Source organism: Paenibacillus sp. VCA1 (assembly GCF_031583795.1).
Taxonomy (GTDB): domain Bacteria; phylum Bacillota; class Bacilli; order Paenibacillales; family Paenibacillaceae; genus Paenibacillus_AQ; species Paenibacillus_AQ albilobatus.
The window spans coordinates 37,972-56,762 of sequence record NZ_JAVLSX010000018.1; the positions used below are offsets into that span (position 1 = coordinate 37,972).

The window sequence follows — 18,791 nt, forward strand, 5'->3', positions numbered from 1 at the left end:
CGCGCCTTGGCTTCGCAGCTGGTGCAGAAACTTTGCGGGGAGCCCCGAATTATAAACCCTATAATGAAAAAAGGTGGCGCAGGATTGATCCTGCCCACCTTTTTTGCTGCCCTGGACTTATCGCTGCTGCGGTTTCACCATCGCCACGGCCAATCCGTCGTATGCCGGCAAAATCGTGCCGATCAGGCGTTCATCGGTCGCCATCGACTCGTTGAAACGGCGGATCGCCTGCACCGAAGGTCCGTTTTTGTCGGGGTTCAGCGTTCTTCCGCGCAAAAACGTGTTGTCCCCGGCAATGATTGCCCCGGGATTCGCCAGTTCAATGGCATATTCGAGGTATACCGGGTAATTCTCCTTATCGGCATCGATAAAAAAGAAATCGAATTTCCGGCCTTCCTGCTTTAAGGTTTCGAGGCTGTCCACAGCCAGTCCGACCTTAAATTCCACCTGGTCGCCGAAACCGGCTTCCGTCAGGTGCGCCAAAGCCAGATCGGCATATTCCTGCTTGAGCTCAAGCGACGTCAACCGTCCCTGGGGCGCCAGGCCTCTGGCCAGGCAGATCCCGCTGTAGCCGCCCAAAGCCCCGATTTCCAGCACCTGCTCGGCTTTTGTCGCCGCTACCAGCATCGTCAAAAGCCGTCCGTATCCCGGCGCAATGGAAATGGCCGGCATGCCTTTGTCGGCGATATTTTGTTTTACGCGGGCCAGCAGCCCGTCATGTTCCAGAAAATGGTCCGCGTATTCTTCAGGATTCATGGATTGTCTCTCCTCGCATTTTCATTCAAAAATCGCATGGGAAAGGTTTGTTTCTCCCTCTGCATTACCCTATACTATTATAGAATGAAATTAGAGGGATTCAATCCGTTCCGTCAGCCGAGGCTGACATTGGAATACATACGAATCGCATCTGAGAAAATGGAGTTGAACATCGCTTATGCCCCGCTTGCAATTGATTGCTACCGCGCCGATGGGCCTCGAGTCGATCGTCGCGCGTGAACTTAAAGAATTGGGTTATGCCGACATGGAGGTCGAAAACGGCCGCGTCACCTTTACCGGCGACCTGAAAGACATCTGCCGCTGCAACTTGTGGCTGCGCACGTCGGACCGGATTCTCGTGAAAATGGGAGAGTTCCCGGCCAAAACGTTTGACGAGCTGTTCGAAGGAACCAAAGCGCTCCCTTGGGAGCAATGGATTCCGGCCGACGGGGAATTCCCCGTCGAAGGACGCTCGCATCATTCCCAGCTGAGCAGCGTTCCCGCCTGCCAAGGAATCGTCAAAAAGGCGATCGTCGAAAAGCTGAAGCAAAGCTATCGTACCGATTGGTTCCAGGAAAACGGCGCCCGTTACGTCATCGAAGTGAACCTGCACAAAGACGTCGCGCTTCTGACGCTGGACACGACGGGGCCCGCGCTCCATAAACGCGGGTACCGGAAACTCGTCACCGAAGCGCCGATCAAGGAAACGATGGCCGCTGCCATGCTGCAGCTGAGCCGTTGGAACGTCTCCCGTCCGCTGTACGACCCGTTCTGCGGCTCCGGCACCATCCTGATCGAAGCGGCGATGATGGGCTGGAACATCGCGCCGGGGCTGCGCCGCTCGTTTCCTTCCGAGCATTGGCGCATCATCCCCGAGCAGCTTTGGAGCGAAGCCCGGGAGGAAGCGTTTGACGCCGTTCGGGACGACGAGCCGCTGCAGCTTACCGGCAGCGACAACGACCCGAAGGCGATCGAAATCGCCAAGGCGGCCGCAAAAAGCGCCGGCTTTGCGCGCGACATCGCATTCCATGTCCTGCCTGCTTCGAAAATCAAACCCGAAGGCGAATACGGCTGCCTGATCACCAACCCGCCATACGGCGAACGGCTGAGCGAAAAAGCCGAAGTCGAGAAGCTGATCCGCCAGCTCGGTTTTACCTCCGCCCAGCTGCCGACCTGGTCCTTTTTCGCCATCAGCCCGACCAAGCAGTTTGAGCATTATTTCGGACGGAAAGCCGATAAAAGACGCAAGCTGTACAACGGACGGATCGAATGCCAGTACTACCAGTATTTCGGTCCGCTTCCGCCGCGGAAACATTGATAATCGCAAGGCGGTAACAAAGAAAACCGGATTCCCCAGATGGGGAGTCCGGTTTTTTAATGAAAGACGCGTTCAAGCAGCCAGTCCGCATGAAACCTTCCTGCGCAAAAGCTTAGAAAAAAAGCTGGTCCGGGTTCGTTCCGACCCGCTGATCTTCATTCAGCGCATCGATCCGTTCCAATTCGGATGGCGTCAGCTCGAAATCGAAAATGGCCGCGTTTTCCCGAATGCGCTCCGGCGTAACGGATTTCGGGATCGTCACGATCCGGCTTTGAAGGTTCCAGCGCAAAATGACCTGCGCCGGGGTTTTGCCGTATTTCCGGGCAATCTCCAGCAGCGTCTCGTTATCCCCGAGCCTTCCTTTCATAAGCGGGCTCCAGGCTTCGATCTGGATGCCGTGCGCGCTGCAAAAATCCCGGAGCGGCCGCTGGCTCAGGCGCGGGTGGAGCTCAACCTGGTTCACGGCCGGAACGACGCGGCTGTCTTTCAGAAGCTCTTCCAAATGGTGAACGTGGAAATTGCTGACGCCGATGGCGCGGACGGCCCCTTCCTCATAAAGGCGCTCCATCGCTTTCCAAGTATCCTTAAACTTGTCCTTGCCCGGCCAATGGATCAAATACAGATCGACAACGTTTAGACCCAGCCGTTTCCGGCTTGCTTCGAAAGCACGGAGCGTGGAGTCGTAACCCTGGTCGTCGTTCCAGACCTTCGTCGTTACGAAAATCTCGTCTCTCTCGACGCCGCTGTCGGCGATCGCTTTGCCGACCTCCTCTTCGTTCCCGTAGACGGCGGCGGTATCTATGCTCCGATATCCCGTTTCCAGAGCAACCTTGACGGCCTCATACACCTCATTGCCTTTTGCCTGATATGTACCGAACCCAAACCACGGCATGGCGATTCCATTGTTCAGCGTCGTGTTATCCGTTATATGTTTCAAGCTGCTTCGCTCCTTCCCTTAGAATGATAATGTGCATCAAATATCAGTTTCATTATACCATGCCTCCACGGCTTCCCCCAAAACGCCCTTCGCGACATGGTCGATGTCCAAAAAAAGTCCCGCAAAGCTTCATCTTTGCGGGACTTTAGACAGGCAACTTATTTCGTTTGTTCTCCTTGCTGGCGGGAAGCGATGGAAGCCAGACGGCTTTTTTCCTCGGCCAGCATTTCCTCGGCCATCTCCACGGCTTGTCCGTTCAAGCTGTTGCCGGCTTGGCGCACCGCCTGTTCGGTATGGACGAGACGGTTTTGGGCCTGCTCGATCATCCGGTCGTTCGGATGGGACATCGCCTGGGAAACCGCGTAATGCAGCTTCTCCACGGAATTCTGCGCTTGGGAAATCGGATTTTGCGATTGCAGGCTGGAATCGTATCGGGATGCCATGGGCTGCTCTCTCCTTCATTCGAAAAGTTGCTATCCATCCTATAGGATGGAGCTTCCGGTGAAGAAGTATGCATGACACACGGCTCCGTGTCCTTTTGCCGGCTGACGGTTAATGGTCTCCGTGGTTTCCTTTGGACGGGTTGGTAATGACGAAACCTTCCTGCGGAAAATACAAATAGTCGATTTTGACCCCGTCAAGCAGCGGCTCGCCGCGGTCCAAGAGCACGTCGATGTTTTTGTCGGTGCTGACGATCTCGTCGTTTTCGCCGGGTTTGTCCAAATCCAGGCCATAGTGGGCATGGTCTCCATGTGCATGCGTCACGAGCACGCGAAGCTTCAGATCCCGGTTTTCTTCTTTCTCCAGTTCTTTTTGCAACACTTTGGCCGCATTGCGCGTAATTTTGCAATTCATCGTTTATCGACATCTCCCGTTTCTGAGGATAAAAGCGTGACGAAAAGGAACACGTGGATCGGCGCAAACCTCCCGCGCGTGTGCATGTTCGTTTTCCTTATATCTTAAAAGAATCCATAACCGCCTGCAAGGGCGCGTTAGCGCTTGCCTCCCGAAGGCGGCATCTTGATGGACGGGTATTTCCGTTCCATTCGGGTAACGTACCATCCCATGACTATCAGCGTCACGCCGATATCGTCGATCGGGACAAACGGCATCACATCCGGCAAAACCCAATACAATGCCACAGGCACCATAAAAAGAAGCTTGTCCACCAGAGATACTTGCGGGGAGGAAAGATACATCCAACATTGGCCGGGCATGTGGGACAGACGTCTAAGGGACATCAGTTTTCTCCATTTCATGCTCACCCGCTCCCTTCAACTGACCTTCGAGTAACCTTTACGATCAAAAGAGGAGACCACCGCTCCATCGATACGGCGACGGCCGGCCCCCTCACAAGTAGTATACGTATTTTTACAGAAAATGTTTCAAGCTCCTTTTCATATCGACATCAATTCGGCGATCACCAGACCCGTTTCCAGCGCAACATTGTCGAAGTCCTCGAGCGGAAGCGGATTTTTGCCGAGGCCGATTTCCACGGTAAATCCCGGGCGCCGGAATTCCTGGATGAACCAGTCCTTGTAACCGGCGTCGCTGCCTTCAAGTTTGACGGGGCGGTACCCGCTTGCCTGGCCGAGCCTTCGCGACCACTCCCGGCTTTCCTTCGGTTCGTAGTTGCGATAATTCCAATAAATTTCCTGTCCCTGGCTGTGCAGCGATACGGCCGCGTCCGGCGACGTTTTGACGGTAAAAGCCGCCAGCGCCTCTGCTTCCGGCTCGCTGAGCGGCGACGTTCCCGCGTAGTCCCTTGGCCCCGGCGATCTTTTCCCGCGCCGCTGGACCTCTTCTTCCCAATGGGCAGGGAACTGGTCGCCCAAGTCCACCCCGTTGATGTTGGCTTTCCAATGACGATAATCGCTTCGCCCCCCGTTCCAAGCCGTCAGCAGCTCGTAATACGGATTGCTCGGCTGAACGCCCTCCTGCACCAGCTCCACGCCATCCGGATTGACCATCGGGACGACCCACAACGTGCATTGCTCAAACCACTGGCGCGGGTCGTAACCGTTCCAGCGGCTGCACGACTTCAGAGCTAAAGCGTACTCTTCTATAAAATGCATAATGCATGGGGTCGTTATCCATTCATTTGCATGGATGGAAGCGTTCACATGAATGCTTTTTGGCCCTTCCCCAATTTTTACGTAAGGGATCGGCTTGCCCAGCACGCTTTCGCCGATCGTTCCGGACGATATATGCGGGTACGATTGGGACAGCCTGCTGACATCGCGGCACAGATGCCTGTAGCCGTATTCCCCCTCAAGTTGCACGATCCGGCCGATTTCGGCATGCGGCAGCACCAACACGCGTCCTTCCGGAAAAAAGTCCCGGGAGAGTCCCGGATTCATTTCAAGCAGCGCAGCTTCCCGGACATGAAAAGCCTCCGATACCCTTTCCGGACTGTCTCCAGGTTGTATGACATATCTTCTCCTTGGGGAAGATGGCAAAAAAATAATTTGGCCCGGCACCAAATAAGGCTGTTCCCCTACCCAAGGGTTCGCGTTGATGATATGGGTGCGGGATAACCCTCGGCTTGCGGCAATACGATCCAGGGTGTCTCCTTTGCATACGGTATACTGCTCCATGGCGACTTCCTTTCCTGCAGCCGGTAAACGGCCGCTTTTCTATGGTGTTTTTCTGATTTTATGACGGCGATGCCTTGGACCATGCTAAAAACCCCCCTTCAAAAATACAGCCCGGCGTTCAGGCCGATTCAGTTCCTTTACAAATCTTCCGAAAAAACGGAAAAGGGCCCGGCGTCCCGGAACCCTTTCCCTTCTTATACCTCGACGAATTTGGAAACCTGCCATACGACGGGCGTTCGCCGGATTTGCTCACCCAGCCAAGTTTTGGCGATTTTCTGGAACATTTCCGGGTCCCCGCTGCAAAAAAATTGATGCACGGGGCTTTCATCGCCGCTGGCAAGCTGCCCTTTGTCGTACAGGATCGTGCTGAGCTCCCGGGCCGTCTCGTCCGCCGAGCTGATCAGCTTCACCTGTTCTCCCATAACCTCTTGGATCGTATCTTTCAAAAACGGATAATGCGTGCAGCCCAAAATCAGGCAGTCGATCGAAGAGCTCCGCATGTTTCGAAGCGACGCTTCGACGACGGAGGTTGTTTCTTTCGACCGGAACTGTCCTTGTTCCACAAGCGGAACGAGCGCGGGACAAGCTTCGCTCACCACATGCACGTATGGAGAAAGCTGCTTCAGGGCTGTCGTGTATGCGCCGCTGCCGATCGTACCGATGGTGCCGATGACCCCGATAAGCCCGGTTTTCGTGGCGCTGATGGCGGCCCTGGCCCCCGGGTGAATCACTCCGATCACCGGGATGGACACCTTTTCCGAAATATAGTCCAGCGCTGCTGCCGTTGCCGTATTGCAGGCGATGACGATGGCTTTGGGATTGAACTGGCATAGGAAATCCACGATTTGTTCCGTAAACTTCCTTACTTCTTCGGACGAACGGGGTCCGTATGGCGTGCGGGCAGTGTCTCCGAAATAAATGATTTTTTCCCGTGGGAGCTGTCTCATGATTTCCTTGACGACCGTTAGCCCCCCTACGCCCGAGTCTAATATTGCGATTGCTTGCTGCACGAACACACCGCTTCCTTCTTGTCGATTTATACTCTTTCAATTGCTAACATATGAATGCTGAACGCTAAACGTACCTTAGTCTTTTACGCCAATTATTGCAGGGTCCGGCGGCTGATTCGCGACACGATAAGACGCAGCAAAAGCAGGCCCGCTTCTCCCCCGTTAGGGACACGGACCCGCCCGCAACACGCGTTTCTTTACAGATCTCCGGCATCCTCTTCCAAGCTTTTGCCCGAGACGCTGTCCTGCTTGCCGTAATCTTGAACCGACGAGATTTGGGCCATTTCAGGCTCTTCTTCCACCTCCGGGTTGCGCCAGCCGCGGATATCCGAAATGACGTTGCCGGCCGTATCCTTCACTTTGCCGAGCAGATTGGCGCCCTGCTCGCTTACCTTTTCCGCAAACTCCTGCGTTTTGCTGCCGATCGTTCTGGCGCCTTCAGCGATATCTTGACGAAGCTCCTTGCCTGATTTCGGCGCGAGCAGAAGTGCGGTAACCGAACCTACCACGCTGCCGATCAATGCGCCCCACAACAAGCTTTTGTTTTTTTCCTTCATCGTTCTGATCTCTCCTTTGCGCTCAGGCATGATCATCCGCAAGGGGTTCGGACTGCCGTTTGACGGATTGCCAGACGGATAGACCCACATCCAGCCACCGGAATGCCTCCGCCAGGCGGAGCTCATTTTCCCGATGCGCCTTTTCCAGGCGTTCCATCGCCGTGTCGGTAACGAGCTGAGCAATGGCATCGGCCCGCTGCACCGTATTCGTCAAGCTTTCGCCCGCCATTTTCAGCGACTCGCAGAACGGCCTTACTTCCTCCACCCTGGACTGCAGCTGCGTTAACGTCGCCGATGTCTGCACCAACAGCTCCTTGGATTCGGCGGCAAGCTGCGAAATTTCCTGCTCCGCTTTTCCAAGGACGTCCTCTGTTCGAAGCAGCACTCTGCGGATGGCATGCAAAAGGATCAGCGCGACGACGGCGAATAACGCGAACCCAAAGGCAAAAAACACGGCGCCCCATTCCGACATGGTGTGTCACTCCCTTCACCCTTACGGGCTAATGCCCATTTGTTAGGATATTATAAGCGCGGGGAGATTGTCCTGACACAAAAGACAAGGCGGGTTTTCGAAAAAAAATCGGCCCATGAAAAACAACAAGCCCGATCCGGTCTTCTGGATGGGCTTACCAGTCAATGCAGTCTTTTCAGATAACGAATCAATGGCCAAGCTCCCGGCGGACGTATTCCCGCACCTGAACGGCAAATCCGTTCAAGATGTCCGGCAGCACCGGCGTCAGCGGATGGAGCTCGTCCCGTTTCCAGGAGTAATACTCCTGTACCAAAGGCTTGCGGAGACCGACCAATTCGCGGAGCGCTCCGTAAATTTCGTCGTCAAAAACCTTTTCTTCATGGTTGATTTCCATAATATCTTCATAGCTGCTGGCATCCCGCATAATAAAGCCGTCGATCAGATAACTTCCGACATCGGTCACGACCTCGATCGCCAAATGCAGCGCACGTTCCTGAACCATGCCGAGCATCACGCCGCCATCCCAGGATTCGGCCGCTTTGTTCAGCGCTTCGGCAATTTCCGGAATCGCGTCCAGACGAAGCTGGATCTGCTCCTCATTTACATAATACACGGTTTGTACCTCCAAGCTGCGAATGTTATTTGCCTTTTTTGCCGCGGCGCTTCAGCCAGAAAAACATGACGAAAATCGCTGCGACAAACACGAATAGCAGAAACAATGTTTCCATCGGATATTCCAAATCGCTCATAATTCGTACTTCCTATCTGCTAGATTTCGTAATCGACGCAAAGGGACAATTCTTTCGTTTCGTTCAAATGACGAAGCACTTCCTGATGGACGGGATGCACCTGATAAGCCTGCAAATCGTCCAAGGAAGAAAATTCGGTCACAAGGGCGATATCAAATGAACGTTCCGAATGAACGATGTCCACGCCGACCTCGATCGCGCGCAGCTGCGGGATTTTCCCTTCCATGTCGCGCAGGATGGCTGCCGTCTTGTCAACGCTTTCCGGAGATCTATCTTGCAATTTAATGAAAACGATATGTTTGATCATCTCTATTCTCCTCGCAAGGGTCGTAAGGTTACAAAGAAAATATACCATATCCTCCCGCTTTGGAAAAGAGAAGCCTCTTTCAAAGGTTACCGTTTCGGCGTGTCGTTTTCGTTATCTTTATCTCTAAGCACCGCAATCATTCTCCGCAGTTTGCCCGGCATAGGCAATCCGAGCCGTCCATAGTTTTCCGTGATCGAAATAAGCTCATTCGACAAATAGAAATAGATGGCTCCCGTTTTGATGACATCGGATCCGCCGCTGAGAAGCATGTCCATCTGATGGGCCATAATAATGACGACCAGCATGAGAGCCTTCCGGGTCAGGCCCCAAAACCCGACATCGCTTTTCAGGCCGGTTCCTTCCTTGAGCGAGGCGAGTATTCCCGTGACGTAGTCGACGGCGATGGTAAACAAAAAAAACCACAGCAGCGTGTCCCAACTCCCGAATGCGTAGGCGATCAAGCTGCCGGCGAGCGCGCTGATGCTGTTGACGGCAAATGTATTCATAAACTGCGCCTCCCTTCTATCATCTTCTATATCCTATGAAGGGAGGACGCAGCCTGCGAAGACGAATTGCCCGTCGGCGGGCCCATTTGATAGATTTGGAGTCGTCGTGCGGATCTGCTGTGGTTGATCACAAACGATCTATTCGATTGTTAACGTTCGTCGTTCCAGAAATTGAGCGGCTTCATGTCGCTGGTCAGCGGCTTGAACGTATAGCCTTCGGCCTGAATGGCCTTGATCAGCTGCGGCAAAATCGTCACCGTCGCATGCTGGTCATGGAACAGGACAACCGGGGTGATCCCTTTGCTCTTCATGTTTTTCACGTCCCGGATGACGTTGTCGTAAATCTTTTGCGGGTTGCTCTGGTATCTCCAGTCATTCGAATCGATGTTCCAATCCCACAAATGATAGCCGTTTGCGGCCGTCTGGTCGCGGTATGCCTTCGTAAAATAAGGTTTGCTTCCGTAAGGAACACGGATCAGCTTCGTGTATACGTTGGCCGCCTCATGCAGCTTGGCATTGTCCATGTTCATTTCGTTCAGCGCCGAATACGGCGAAGCGTAGAACTTGTTTTTCTGATGCGTCATGCCGTGCAATCCGACCCCATGGCCTTCCTTGACGATGCGTGCCACGGATTGCGGATGATTGGCGATTTGGTTGCCGAGCATGAAGAACGTCGCTTTTACCTTGTACTGGCTCAATACATTGAGCAGCTGCGGCGTATACGGGGATGGACCGTCGTCAAAGGTAATGTAAATCATTCTGGCATTTGCCGCAGGTTTCGAACCCGGCGTCTGCGCCTGGGTTTTATGCTGCTGGATATAACCGTTATATTTGTCCGCCAGCTGCGCATCCGTCAAGGTCGCTCCGCCGTTGAACGCGCGGTACAGGTTTTGCTTCGGCAAATACGACAGCGAAAACCCGAATTTTTCGCTCAGGATCCGAAACGAGATCATCGTTCTTCCGTTTTTGACGAACGTGTTTTTGCCGTCCGCCGGAAGGGTCGCCGAAGCGCCGCCGCGATGGGTCAGCGTTATTTTTCCTTGCGCGTACTGCACCGACAGATTCATGGCTGACGCGGTTTGAACCACAGGAACGTATAAAGTGCCACTATGTATGACCGGGGACATCGGATATGTAACCAGCGTGTCGTTGACCGCAACGAATACGGAAGATGCCGCGCTTCCCGCCGAACTTCCCGCAGCGATCGCGTTTCCTTTGCCGGCGGAAAACACACAGCCGAAGATCAGGATCAGGGACAACATCCATTTGGAGCATTGCAAAACCTTTTTCACTTCTCTCTACCAACCTTTTTACGCGTATTTTGCATAGATTTGTCGTCTCAAGGAATCTATTAAACGAATTTCCCCGCATCTAAACTTCGAATCTAGCAATCTAGTTCTTCTGCATTGTACCTGACTATGCCGGACGTTTCAATTTCATTTCAGTAACCATTTCTGTCATCTTTTCGGAAATATCAGGAATTGGAGGAGATTTGTGCAATTGAATTTATGACTACTTTCCCGCAAACTATGAAAAAAGCATATCGAACTAGGAAGAAAGCCATAAAAATGGGCGATAGTTACTATTGAAAAGAAGCGTTTAAAAATGTAGAATTTGAAGAAAAATATTCGGAGGAAATATGCCTACACAACAAGAACAGCATTCAATTCAGGCGTGGTCTCTGATCAACCGCAAATATTTGGGAAAAGGCATCCGCGTCAAACGCTTTCGCAAGCCTTCCCGCTGCCAAGTCCGCAACCGGGTGTTGCTTGCGGTTTTGATGGCAAACGATATCAAGCTGTCCCAGCTTGCCGAGGAGCTTGGCGTATCTTCGCGAAGCGTCAGCGCTTGGGTGTACGAGGGCCGGATCCCCGGCAAAAAAAACCTGGACAAAGTGTGCGAGTTTCTCGGGTATCCGCATCATATTTTGTTTAATCGCACCGTGACGTCAAACAGCCCGATTATTTGCCAGCCTTCTTCGTCCAGATTTATGCGGAGAACGCTAACCCGTTCGCCTGTGGACAACAAAATTTTGACCGGACTGTGCATGGTTCACGACCTCTCCGTCAGCGACGTAAGCGAATGGATGCACATTCATCCGGGCACGTTCCGCAAATGGCTTCATCAGGGAACGCTGCCGTCCCCAAGCTTTCAGGATCGGGCCGAGCTGTTTTTCCGCATCCCGAAATCCATCCTGTTTGCGGATTGCATTCTGAACGAATCTTAAACCTAAAACGAATATGGCCGCTTTATCCAGCCAAGCGCTTGGCAGACAGCTCTATGATCCGGCATTGATTCCGGCTTATAGAGCTGTTTTATTTTGGGCAAAATAGGTTGAGTTTTAGATGAGAACGCACGATTGGTTCTTTGGGTTTGATAAAGCAAAAATGAAAATGTGCACAAAAGTTAACGTTGACGTTAACGTTAAATAGGATTAAAATGATGGATGTCAAAAAGCAAATGATGCAAGGGAGGAAAGGCATGAATGAGTACAAAATCGATGATGTCGCCCGGGAATGCGGGCTGACCAAGAGAACGATACGTTACTATGAAGAGCTTGGCGTCTTTCCTGCCCCTGATCGGAGCGAGGGCGGCATCCGGATCTATACCCGCGAGCATGTCGATTATTTGAAGAAAATCGTCAACGTCAAGGAAATCCTCGGCTTCAGCCTGCAGGAGCTTGTTCAGTATCTGTCCGTCTCGGATGCTTACAAAAACCACCACAAATCCTATTTCGACACGGATGACCGGGAGGAGAAAATGAGCAAGCTCGGGCGAATGCAGCAGACGCTTGACAAGCAGATCGGCATGATCGGCGCCAAAATCGAAAAAATGAAGGCGATGCTGACCGAGCTGGAACGGACGAAGGAACGTCTGGACGTTTTCATCAAAACCTTCGACGGGGATGCCGCCCCCAAGCAGCGGAACTAGGAGCCAAAGGGTCCTTTTTTTCTGCGGCGACGCCTTCAATAGCCGCCGTTTTCTTGCGGTAAGTACTCATAAAGCAAATCGATAAGTAAACCAATACAAAGAGAGGTAATGAATTTCCATGAAATCCAATGCAACGGAACCTCTGGAACTTGAACAGAGGAAAAACGGACTTCTTTCCCAACCCAAAGCGGTATGGGCGATCGCCTTTGCCTGCGTCATCTCCTTTATGGGTCTCGGACTCGTCGACCCGATCCTGCCGGCCATTGCTGCGCAGCTGCACGCCAGCAAAAGCCAGGTATCCCTTCTCTTCACCAGCTATAACCTGGTCACCGGCGTGGCGATGCTCATCACAGGCGTCATTTCCAGCCGGATCGGCATCAAAAAAACGTTGCTTACCGGCATTTTGCTGATCGTCGTTTTCTCCGCGCTCGGAGGTTTCTCGAACACGATTTCCCAAATCGTCGGTTTCCGCGGCGGCTGGGGACTCGGCAACGCCCTGTTTATCGCCACCGCCTTGTCCGCCATCGTCGGGTTGTCCACATCCGGAACGGCCAAAGCGATCATCCTGTATGAAGCTGCACTCGGGCTCGGCATATCGGTCGGACCTTTGCTCGGCGGCGAGCTCGGCTCCATCAGCTGGCGCGGACCTTTCTTCGGCGTGGCGGGACTCATGCTTGTCGGATTCATCTTTATCATCTTCATGCTTCCGTCCATTCCGAAACCGAAAAAAGCCAGCACGCTGGCCGACCCGTTCAAGGCGCTGACCTATCCGGCCCTGCTGACGCTCGGGATTACGGCGTTCCTTTACAACTTCGGCTTTTTCACGCTGATGGCGTATTCCCCGTACGTCATGGAGCTGGATGAGCACGGTCTCGGCTACGTCTTTTTCGGCTGGGGCATTTTGCTGGCCATCACGTCCGTCTTCGTCGCGCCGAAGCTGCAGAAGCGGTTCAGCGTCGTCAAATCGATTTGTACCGTGCTCACCTTGTTTACGATCGTTTTGATCATTATGGGGGTCGGCACCTACAACCACTCGCCGAAAACCGTCATCGTCTGCGTGATCGTTGCCGGCATTTTCCTCGGCATCAACAATACGCTGATCACGACGGCCGTCATGCAGGCCGCGCCGGTAGAGCGTTCCGTCGCATCTGCGGCGTACAGCTTCGTCCGCTTCCTTGGCGGCGCCGTGTCGCCATGGCTCGCCGGCAAGCTTTCGGAATGGTACCGGGCGGAAACCCCGTTTTATTTCGGCGGTTTGATGGTATTTATTGGTGTCATCGTATTACTTGCCAGCCGCCGGCATCTGCAGCATGTGGATAAGGCGGAAGGCCATTAAGGAGGTCATCGTATGTATAACCGAATTCTCGTGCCGGTAGACGGCTCCGATCATTCCCGGCGCGCCCTTGAGGCGGCTGCGAACCTGATCCGAAACCTGAAAAACGTACCGGATCTCGCGGTGCTTCACGTGAATCCCTCCATCTCCATCAACGAGCCGCCTGTAGGCGTCGATCTGGAGGAACACATCCGGGAGGAAGGCAAGAAAATTTTGGTACCGGCCACGGCATCCCTCGCCAAAATGGGGATCGATTTCGAAACGTACACGAAAACCGGCGATCCCGCTTCCGTCATTTGCAAGACGGCCGAAGAGCAGCACGCCGATCTCATCATTATGGGCAGCCGAGGCATCGGCCTCATGTCGGAGCTTCTCATCGGCAGCGTCAGCCACAGCGTCGTGCAGCATGCCCACTGTCCGGTCATGATCGTCAGATAACGTTTGAAGGCATGCCAAACAGGGTACCCCTAAAGGTTGTTGCAACCTTAGAGGTACCCTTTTTTTGACCGCAAAAGCAGTGTTGGAACTTGGAATTTGAAACCGCATGTTAACCGAATCGGCCCGAAATGTATTCCTGCGTCATCGGCTGCTCGGGATTCGTAAATATCTTTTCCGTCTTGTCATGCTCCATCAGGCTGCCCAAATAAAAATACGCGGTGTAATCCGATATGCGCGCCGCCTGCTGCATGTTATGCGTTACGATGACGATGCTCAGTTCCTTTTTCAGCTCGGTGATGAGCTCTTCGACCTTGGCGGTCGACACCGGGTCCAGCGCCGAAGCCGGCTCATCCAGCAGCAGGATGCGCGGTTTGACGGACAATGCCCTGGCGATGCAGAGGCGCTGCTGTTGGCCGCCGGACAAGGATAAGCCGGACTGCTTCAGGCGGTCCTTAACCTCGTCCCAAAGCGCCGCTTTGCGCAAGCTTGTCTCCACGATTTCGTCGAGCTGTTTTTTATCCTTGATCCCGTGGTATTTCGGTCCGAAGGCGATGTTTTCATAGATCGATTTATAAAACGGGTTCGGCTTCTGCCACACCATGCCGATTTTTTGGCGGAGCTGAATGACGTCGGTATCCGGGTCATTGATATCCACCCCGTCGATCCAGATGCGGCCTTTGATTTTCGCCTGCGAAATTTCGTCGTTCATCCGGTTCAGGGAGCGCAGAAACGTCGATTTGCCGCAGCCTGACGGCCCGATCAAGGCGGTGACGGTTTTTTCCGGAAAGTCCAGGCTAATATTTTTAACCGCTTCGTATTGTCCGTAAAAGACGCTGAGATGCTCTGTTCGAAATGATGTCGTATTCATATATAAGTTCCTCCTATCCCATGCGCTTGGAAGCGGTCATCGCCTTGTACAGCGCGCCGCCAAGCCATCTGGCGAACAGATTGAACAGCAGCACGAGAATGACGAGCACGGCCGATGCGCCCGCGGCGATTTGCGCGGCATCCGGCGCCAAACCTTCGCTGTTGATTTTCCAAATGTGCACCGCCAGCGTTTCAGCCGGACGGAACGGGTTGATCGGCGACGTCGGGCTGAGCGGGTTCCAATTGGTAAAATCCAGGCGCGGCGTGGACATCCCTGCCGTAAAGAGCAGCGCCGCCGCTTCCCCGAATACTCTGCCTGCGGCCAAAACCGTGCCGGTCACGATGCTGGGAAGAGCCACCGGAAACAGGACGGAGGAAATGATCTTCCATTTGGACAGCCCGAGCGCAAGCCCGGCTTCCTTCTGCTCTTTCGGCACGCTCCGGAACGCCTGCTCCGTAATCCGCACCATCAAGGGCAGGTTAAAGATGGTCAGCACCAAGGCGCCAGAAAACAGGGAGAAGCCGAATCCGAACGTATTGACGATCAGCAACAGGCCGAACAAACCGACCACGATCGACGGAAACGAAGACAACACTTCGACGACAAGCCGGATCGTGCCGGTGATTTTGCCCGGTTTGGCGTATTCGGCCATGTAAATCCCCGCCCCGAGTCCGAGCGGAATCGTAATGATCAACGTCAGAACAAGCAAAAACAAGGAGTTGAACAGCTGCGGCCCGATGCCCCCTCCGGCGCGGATCGTTTGCGGAACCGAGGTCAGGAAATGCCAGTCGATATGGCTGAGCCCCCGTACCAGAATAAAGCCGATCAGTCCCACGAGCACCGCGACGATCAACAAGGAAAACACCACGATAAAGAAGGTTGCAATTTTGTCGGTCAGTTTCGCTCTCAAATCCGATGTCTCCTTTCCAAAAGCCGGACGATCATGACGAATACGAAGGTCATAAACATAAGCGCAAGCGCCATGCTCCACAATGCGTTGCTGTGTGCCGATCCCATCACGGTATTGCCCATGTCAAGCGTGATGACGCTCGTAAGCGTGGATGCGGACTCGAACAAAGACCGCGGAATATGCGGCGCGTTCCCGATGACCATCTGCACGGCCAGCGCCTCGCCGAAGGCGCGCGCCATCCCGAGCACGACGCCGGTCAGAATAGAAGGCAACACGGTTGGCAAAATAACTCTGGAGATCGTCTGCCAGCGGGTAGCGCCAAGCGCAAACGAAGATTCCTTCAAACCGCGCGGCAGCGACGCCAGCGCATCGGACGCCACGCTCGTAATCGTCGGCAGGATCATGACGGACAGGACGATCGCCCCTGCCGCGATCCCGATCCCTTGTCCCGGGAACACATTCCGCAAAAACGGCACGACGACGGTCAGTCCGATAAAGCCGTAAACGACGGAAGGAATGCCGGCAAGCAGCTCGATGACGGGCTGCAGCAGCTTTTTGCCCCAGCCGGGAACGATTTCCGTCATAAAGAGCGACGCACAGATGCTGAGGGGACTGGCGATGAGCGCAGCCAACAGCGACGTAGCGAATGAACCGAATATAAACGGCAGCACGCCGTACTTGGGCTCGCCGTTATTGCCTTCCGGGTCCCATGTGGTGCCAAACAGAAAATCGCTCAGGCTGACGCCGTCGCGAAAGAACGTCGCAAGTCCTTTGGACGCGACGAAATAGACGATGGATAATATGATGACAATGAGCAAAGCTGCGCAAATAAACGTATAGCTCCGGCCCGCAAAATCTTCGGCGTGATGCTTTTTCCAGCGGGCGCGGCGTGCTGGCTGTTGAATTTGAACAGGCCTTTCATCGATAGCTTTCATCGTTGTCCTTCTTTCTAATGTGAAAATAGAGGCGAAATTCCCTTTCGCCTCTTTCTTGCATGAGGTTTTGCTTTCGTTCAGGGCTTACTTCGTTACGTTGCCGTCCGCGTCGCGCTTCACTTCCATCTTGCTGACCGGAATGTATCCAAGCTCTACGACGTCGCCGTTTTGAATGGCATCCGAAGCGATGTAATCAAGGAATGCTTTGACTTCTGGCTTAGGATCGCCTTTGGTGTACATATGCTCGTAAGCCCACACCGGATATTTGCCGGATGTTACGTTATCGACCGTAGCTTCCACACCTTCGTATTTGAGCACTTTCACTTTGTCGTCAAGGTAAGAGAGTGCGAGGTAACCGATGGCTCCAGGGCTTTCGGACACGATTTTCTTGACCGTACCGGAGGATTCTTCCTGGATGGAACCTTTCAAATCTTCGGTCGTTGTGCCCAGTGCATATTTTTCAAACGTTTTGCGGGTACCGGAGCTTGCCGGACGGTTTACGATGACGATTTTTTCGTCTTTGCCGCCAACCTCTTTCCAGTTGGTCACTTTGCCCGTGAAAATATCAACCAGCTGTTGTTTCGTCAAGTTGTCTACGCCGACATCCGGATTGGTTACCGCAGCCATGGCGACGACGGCCACTTGATGGTCTTTCAAGTCTTTTGCTTCGTCTTTCAGCTTTTCTTCCGCAAATACGTCGGAGTTGCCGATATCGGCTTGCCCGCCTGCGACTTGCGTCAAGCCTGTACCGCTTCCGCCGCCTTGCACTTGCACTTGAATTTTGGAATACTGGGATTCGGCCATGAATTTTTGCGCCGCTTGTTCAACAAGCGGTTGAAGCGCCGTGGAACCGACGGCAAGCACGGAACCGCTCAGTTCAGCAGCCGGGGATTTATCGTTAGTTGCAGCACCGGAAGCGCTGCTTGTGTCTTCGGTATTTTTGCTTCCGCATGCGGCCAGCATAATCACCAGCGCCAGCGTGCACAGCATGAGTAACGGTTTTTTCATTTTGATCATCGTTTGTTTCCCCCTGTATTTGTATGATCCAGGCAGTTATTCTTCGCTGCCGACAAATTCATTGTAGCTTTCTATCATTTTGTAAAATGATGCGTTTTGTAAACGGAAAGATAAAAAAATGTATAATCTATTTATCATTAAATAGAATAAATCTATAATGATAGTGAAGAATTTGATGACATCAGGGGGATATCGATGAATCTGTTAAAATTGCAAATCCTCGTTCTGATCGAAAAGCTGAAAAAAGTGACGGATGTGGCAAGGGAAATGGACATGAAGCAGCCCACCGTGACGTTTCATATGAAAAGCCTGGAGGAGGATCTGGGCGTTTCCTTGTTCGAAGCGAAAAGGGGACGGATTTTGTTAACGGAAGCCGGCAAGGCGCTTTATCCATATGCGGTGAAAATGACGGCGATGGCCCAGGAGGCCCGCAAAGCGGTGCAGGATTATGCGGATCTTAATAAAGGGAGTTTAAAGATCGGAGCGGACAGCATGATGGGCGCTTACGTTCTGCCGCCGCTGATCGGCGGCTTTTGCAGCCGTTTTCCCGGCGTCCAGATCGAATTGAACGTCACACCCACCCGTCAGGCAAAAGAGCGGCTGCTGAACCAGGAAACCGATTTGGCGTTTTATTATGCCGAAGCCGCAGGTTCTTTGGACGGGTCGAAGTCGGTAAAAGAGGAAAAGATCTTTCAAGACCGCATCGAGCTTATTTTTTCCGGAACACATGCGTTTGCCGGACTCAAGTCGGTGACGCAGCAGCTCATCGCCCAGCAGTTTTTTGCGCAGCACGGCGACGGGGCGTTTATGACGGACTTCGCGCGCGCGTATGCGGCCGATTCCGGTATCCATCTTTGGGAGCGGACGGCGGCCGATTCGCCGGAAATCGTGAAAAGCATGGTACGGTCCGGCGGATTCATCAGCCTGTTCCCGCTTTCCGGTATCCGGGAGGAGCTTGCGTCCGGTGCGCTCCGTTCGCTGCCGCTGCCCGGACAGGCCGATCCAACCGTGACCGGCGTGCTTGCGTACCTTGCCGATCAGCCGGCTTCGCCCGTTTGCGAAAGGTTTATCCAATACGTGCGGGAACAGGCCGAAAACTGATAAAGGGGCATCTCCCCGGATCTTTTGGATCATGAGAGACGCCCCTTTT

Annotated in this window: 23 protein-coding genes; 6 read left to right on the forward strand and 17 right to left on the reverse strand. The window is 53.5% G+C overall.

Annotated elements, in window-relative coordinates; translation table 11 throughout:
- Nucleotides 1-117: 117 nt before the first annotated feature.
- A complete protein-coding gene (locus tag RJP21_RS27915; protein ID WP_310862172.1) occupies nt 118-756 on the reverse strand; it encodes an O-methyltransferase in 639 nt (212 codons plus the stop codon).
- A 178-nt stretch (nt 757-934) separates the two neighbouring features.
- Between RJP21_RS27915 and RJP21_RS27920 the strand changes: the two genes are divergently transcribed.
- The gene (locus RJP21_RS27920; protein WP_160040229.1) at nt 935-2,074 is read left to right on the forward strand and encodes a THUMP domain-containing class I SAM-dependent RNA methyltransferase; all 1,140 of its coding nucleotides are present in this window, start codon (nt 935-937) and stop codon (nt 2,072-2,074) included.
- 112 nt (nt 2,075-2,186) lie between these two features.
- On the opposite strand, the gene RJP21_RS27925 is transcribed toward RJP21_RS27920, so the two are convergent.
- From RJP21_RS27925 to RJP21_RS27980, 12 genes are all read right to left on the reverse strand, one after another.
- Nucleotides 2,187-2,966: an aldo/keto reductase gene (locus RJP21_RS27925; RefSeq protein ID WP_397386300.1), complete on the reverse strand. Its 780-nt coding sequence runs from the start codon at nt 2,964-2,966 to the stop codon at nt 2,187-2,189.
- Nucleotides 2,967-3,169: 203 nt separating this feature from the next.
- Nucleotides 3,170-3,454 carry a hypothetical protein gene (locus tag RJP21_RS27930; protein ID WP_160040231.1) on the reverse strand — a complete coding sequence of 95 codons (285 nt, stop codon included), beginning with the start codon at nt 3,452-3,454 and terminating at the stop codon, nt 3,170-3,172.
- 109 nt (nt 3,455-3,563) lie between these two features.
- On the reverse strand, nt 3,564-3,866 hold the full coding sequence (locus RJP21_RS27935) for an iron-sulfur cluster assembly accessory protein (protein WP_310862174.1): 303 nt from the start codon (nt 3,864-3,866) through the stop codon (nt 3,564-3,566).
- A 137-nt stretch (nt 3,867-4,003) separates the two neighbouring features.
- Nucleotides 4,004-4,270, reverse strand: a complete 267-nt coding sequence (locus RJP21_RS27940; protein ID WP_310862175.1) for a hypothetical protein — start codon at nt 4,268-4,270, stop codon at nt 4,004-4,006.
- A 138-nt stretch (nt 4,271-4,408) separates the two neighbouring features.
- Complete coding sequence (locus RJP21_RS27945) at nt 4,409-5,608, reverse strand: M14 family zinc carboxypeptidase (protein ID WP_310862176.1); 1,200 nt, start codon at nt 5,606-5,608, stop codon at nt 4,409-4,411.
- A gap of 194 nt (nt 5,609-5,802) precedes the next feature.
- Nucleotides 5,803-6,618, reverse strand: a complete 816-nt coding sequence (gene racE / locus RJP21_RS27950; protein WP_160040238.1) for a glutamate racemase — start codon at nt 6,616-6,618, stop codon at nt 5,803-5,805.
- Nucleotides 6,619-6,815: 197 nt separating this feature from the next.
- Nucleotides 6,816-7,175 (reverse strand): YtxH domain-containing protein, encoded by a 360-nt coding sequence (locus tag RJP21_RS27955; RefSeq protein WP_310862177.1) that lies wholly within the window; start codon nt 7,173-7,175, stop codon nt 6,816-6,818.
- 22 nt (nt 7,176-7,197) lie between these two features.
- A complete protein-coding gene (locus tag RJP21_RS27960) occupies nt 7,198-7,647 on the reverse strand; it encodes a DUF948 domain-containing protein (RefSeq protein ID WP_310862178.1) in 450 nt (149 codons plus the stop codon).
- A 187-nt stretch (nt 7,648-7,834) separates the two neighbouring features.
- On the reverse strand, nt 7,835-8,260 hold the full coding sequence (locus RJP21_RS27965; protein ID WP_160040244.1) for a DUF86 domain-containing protein: 426 nt from the start codon (nt 8,258-8,260) through the stop codon (nt 7,835-7,837).
- A gap of 155 nt (nt 8,261-8,415) precedes the next feature.
- Nucleotides 8,416-8,703, reverse strand: coding sequence for a Dabb family protein (locus RJP21_RS27970; RefSeq protein WP_310862179.1), 288 nt, complete (start codon nt 8,701-8,703; stop codon nt 8,416-8,418).
- Between the two features lie 86 nt (nt 8,704-8,789).
- Entirely contained in the window at nt 8,790-9,209 is a 420-nt protein-coding gene (locus RJP21_RS27975; RefSeq protein ID WP_310862180.1) for a phage holin family protein, read from the reverse strand.
- Between the two features lie 149 nt (nt 9,210-9,358).
- The gene (locus RJP21_RS27980) at nt 9,359-10,501 is read right to left on the reverse strand and encodes a polysaccharide deacetylase family protein (protein WP_310862181.1); all 1,143 of its coding nucleotides are present in this window, start codon (nt 10,499-10,501) and stop codon (nt 9,359-9,361) included.
- Nucleotides 10,502-10,848: 347 nt separating this feature from the next.
- Here RJP21_RS27980 and RJP21_RS27985 point away from each other — a divergent pair, with 347 nt between their 5' ends.
- The 4 genes from RJP21_RS27985 to RJP21_RS28000 all read left to right on the forward strand — a co-directional run bounded on the left by RJP21_RS27985 (nt 10,849) and on the right by RJP21_RS28000 (nt 13,911).
- Nucleotides 10,849-11,436, forward strand: a complete 588-nt coding sequence (locus RJP21_RS27985; RefSeq protein ID WP_310862182.1) for a helix-turn-helix domain-containing protein — start codon at nt 10,849-10,851, stop codon at nt 11,434-11,436.
- A gap of 254 nt (nt 11,437-11,690) precedes the next feature.
- Complete coding sequence (locus RJP21_RS27990) at nt 11,691-12,140, forward strand: MerR family transcriptional regulator (RefSeq protein ID WP_310862183.1); 450 nt, start codon at nt 11,691-11,693, stop codon at nt 12,138-12,140.
- A gap of 118 nt (nt 12,141-12,258) precedes the next feature.
- On the forward strand, nt 12,259-13,476 hold the full coding sequence (locus RJP21_RS27995) for an MFS transporter (protein WP_310862184.1): 1,218 nt from the start codon (nt 12,259-12,261) through the stop codon (nt 13,474-13,476).
- A gap of 12 nt (nt 13,477-13,488) precedes the next feature.
- Nucleotides 13,489-13,911: a universal stress protein gene (locus RJP21_RS28000; protein ID WP_310862185.1), complete on the forward strand. Its 423-nt coding sequence runs from the start codon at nt 13,489-13,491 to the stop codon at nt 13,909-13,911.
- A gap of 109 nt (nt 13,912-14,020) precedes the next feature.
- Here the strand turns inward: RJP21_RS28000 and pstB are convergent, their stop codons facing one another.
- The 4 genes from pstB to RJP21_RS28020 all read right to left on the reverse strand — a co-directional run bounded on the left by pstB (nt 14,021) and on the right by RJP21_RS28020 (nt 17,632).
- Nucleotides 14,021-14,779: a phosphate ABC transporter ATP-binding protein PstB gene (gene pstB, locus RJP21_RS28005; RefSeq protein WP_310862186.1), complete on the reverse strand. Its 759-nt coding sequence runs from the start codon at nt 14,777-14,779 to the stop codon at nt 14,021-14,023.
- Nucleotides 14,780-14,792: 13 nt separating this feature from the next.
- The gene (gene pstA / locus RJP21_RS28010) at nt 14,793-15,689 is read right to left on the reverse strand and encodes a phosphate ABC transporter permease PstA (protein ID WP_160040264.1); all 897 of its coding nucleotides are present in this window, start codon (nt 15,687-15,689) and stop codon (nt 14,793-14,795) included.
- Entirely contained in the window at nt 15,686-16,624 is a 939-nt protein-coding gene (gene pstC / locus RJP21_RS28015) for a phosphate ABC transporter permease subunit PstC (RefSeq protein WP_310862187.1), read from the reverse strand. Before pstC ends, pstA begins: the two co-directional genes overlap by 4 nt.
- 84 nt (nt 16,625-16,708) lie before the next feature.
- Nucleotides 16,709-17,632, reverse strand: coding sequence for a phosphate ABC transporter substrate-binding protein (locus tag RJP21_RS28020; RefSeq protein WP_310862204.1), 924 nt, complete (start codon nt 17,630-17,632; stop codon nt 16,709-16,711).
- Between the two features lie 204 nt (nt 17,633-17,836).
- Here RJP21_RS28020 and RJP21_RS28025 point away from each other — a divergent pair, with 204 nt between their 5' ends.
- Nucleotides 17,837-18,742 (forward strand): LysR family transcriptional regulator, encoded by a 906-nt coding sequence (locus RJP21_RS28025; RefSeq protein WP_310862188.1) that lies wholly within the window; start codon nt 17,837-17,839, stop codon nt 18,740-18,742.
- Nucleotides 18,743-18,791: the final 49 nt, after the last annotated feature.

What these genes read in the sequence shown, in the direction of transcription:
- RJP21_RS27915 (WP_310862172.1), bottom strand. Translation starts at nt 756, where the DNA reads ATGAATCCTGAAGAATACGCGGACCATTTTCTGGAACATGACGGGCTG.
- RJP21_RS27920 (WP_160040229.1), top strand. Translation starts at nt 935, where the DNA reads ATGCCCCGCTTGCAATTGATTGCTACCGCGCCGATGGGCCTCGAGTCG.
- RJP21_RS27925 (WP_397386300.1), bottom strand. Translation starts at nt 2,966, where the DNA reads ATGCCGTGGTTTGGGTTCGGTACATATCAGGCAAAAGGCAATGAGGTG.
- RJP21_RS27930 (WP_160040231.1), bottom strand. Translation starts at nt 3,454, where the DNA reads ATGGCATCCCGATACGATTCCAGCCTGCAATCGCAAAATCCGATTTCC.
- RJP21_RS27935 (WP_310862174.1), bottom strand. Translation starts at nt 3,866, where the DNA reads ATGAATTGCAAAATTACGCGCAATGCGGCCAAAGTGTTGCAAAAAGAA.
- RJP21_RS27940 (WP_310862175.1), bottom strand. Translation starts at nt 4,270, where the DNA reads ATGAAATGGAGAAAACTGATGTCCCTTAGACGTCTGTCCCACATGCCC.
- RJP21_RS27945 (WP_310862176.1), bottom strand. Translation starts at nt 5,608, where the DNA reads ATGGAGCAGTATACCGTATGCAAAGGAGACACCCTGGATCGTATTGCC.
- RJP21_RS27955 (WP_310862177.1), bottom strand. Translation starts at nt 7,175, where the DNA reads ATGAAGGAAAAAAACAAAAGCTTGTTGTGGGGCGCATTGATCGGCAGC.
- RJP21_RS27960 (WP_310862178.1), bottom strand. Translation starts at nt 7,647, where the DNA reads ATGTCGGAATGGGGCGCCGTGTTTTTTGCCTTTGGGTTCGCGTTATTC.
- RJP21_RS27970 (WP_310862179.1), bottom strand. Translation starts at nt 8,703, where the DNA reads ATGATCAAACATATCGTTTTCATTAAATTGCAAGATAGATCTCCGGAA.
- RJP21_RS27975 (WP_310862180.1), bottom strand. Translation starts at nt 9,209, where the DNA reads ATGAATACATTTGCCGTCAACAGCATCAGCGCGCTCGCCGGCAGCTTG.
- RJP21_RS27985 (WP_310862182.1), top strand. Translation starts at nt 10,849, where the DNA reads ATGCCTACACAACAAGAACAGCATTCAATTCAGGCGTGGTCTCTGATC.
- RJP21_RS27990 (WP_310862183.1), top strand. Translation starts at nt 11,691, where the DNA reads ATGAATGAGTACAAAATCGATGATGTCGCCCGGGAATGCGGGCTGACC.
- RJP21_RS27995 (WP_310862184.1), top strand. Translation starts at nt 12,259, where the DNA reads ATGAAATCCAATGCAACGGAACCTCTGGAACTTGAACAGAGGAAAAAC.
- RJP21_RS28000 (WP_310862185.1), top strand. Translation starts at nt 13,489, where the DNA reads ATGTATAACCGAATTCTCGTGCCGGTAGACGGCTCCGATCATTCCCGG.
- pstB (WP_310862186.1), bottom strand. Translation starts at nt 14,779, where the DNA reads ATGAATACGACATCATTTCGAACAGAGCATCTCAGCGTCTTTTACGGA.
- pstC (WP_310862187.1), bottom strand. Translation starts at nt 16,624, where the DNA reads ATGAAAGCTATCGATGAAAGGCCTGTTCAAATTCAACAGCCAGCACGC.
- RJP21_RS28020 (WP_310862204.1), bottom strand. Translation starts at nt 17,632, where the DNA reads ATGAAAAAACCGTTACTCATGCTGTGCACGCTGGCGCTGGTGATTATG.
- RJP21_RS28025 (WP_310862188.1), top strand. Translation starts at nt 17,837, where the DNA reads ATGAATCTGTTAAAATTGCAAATCCTCGTTCTGATCGAAAAGCTGAAA.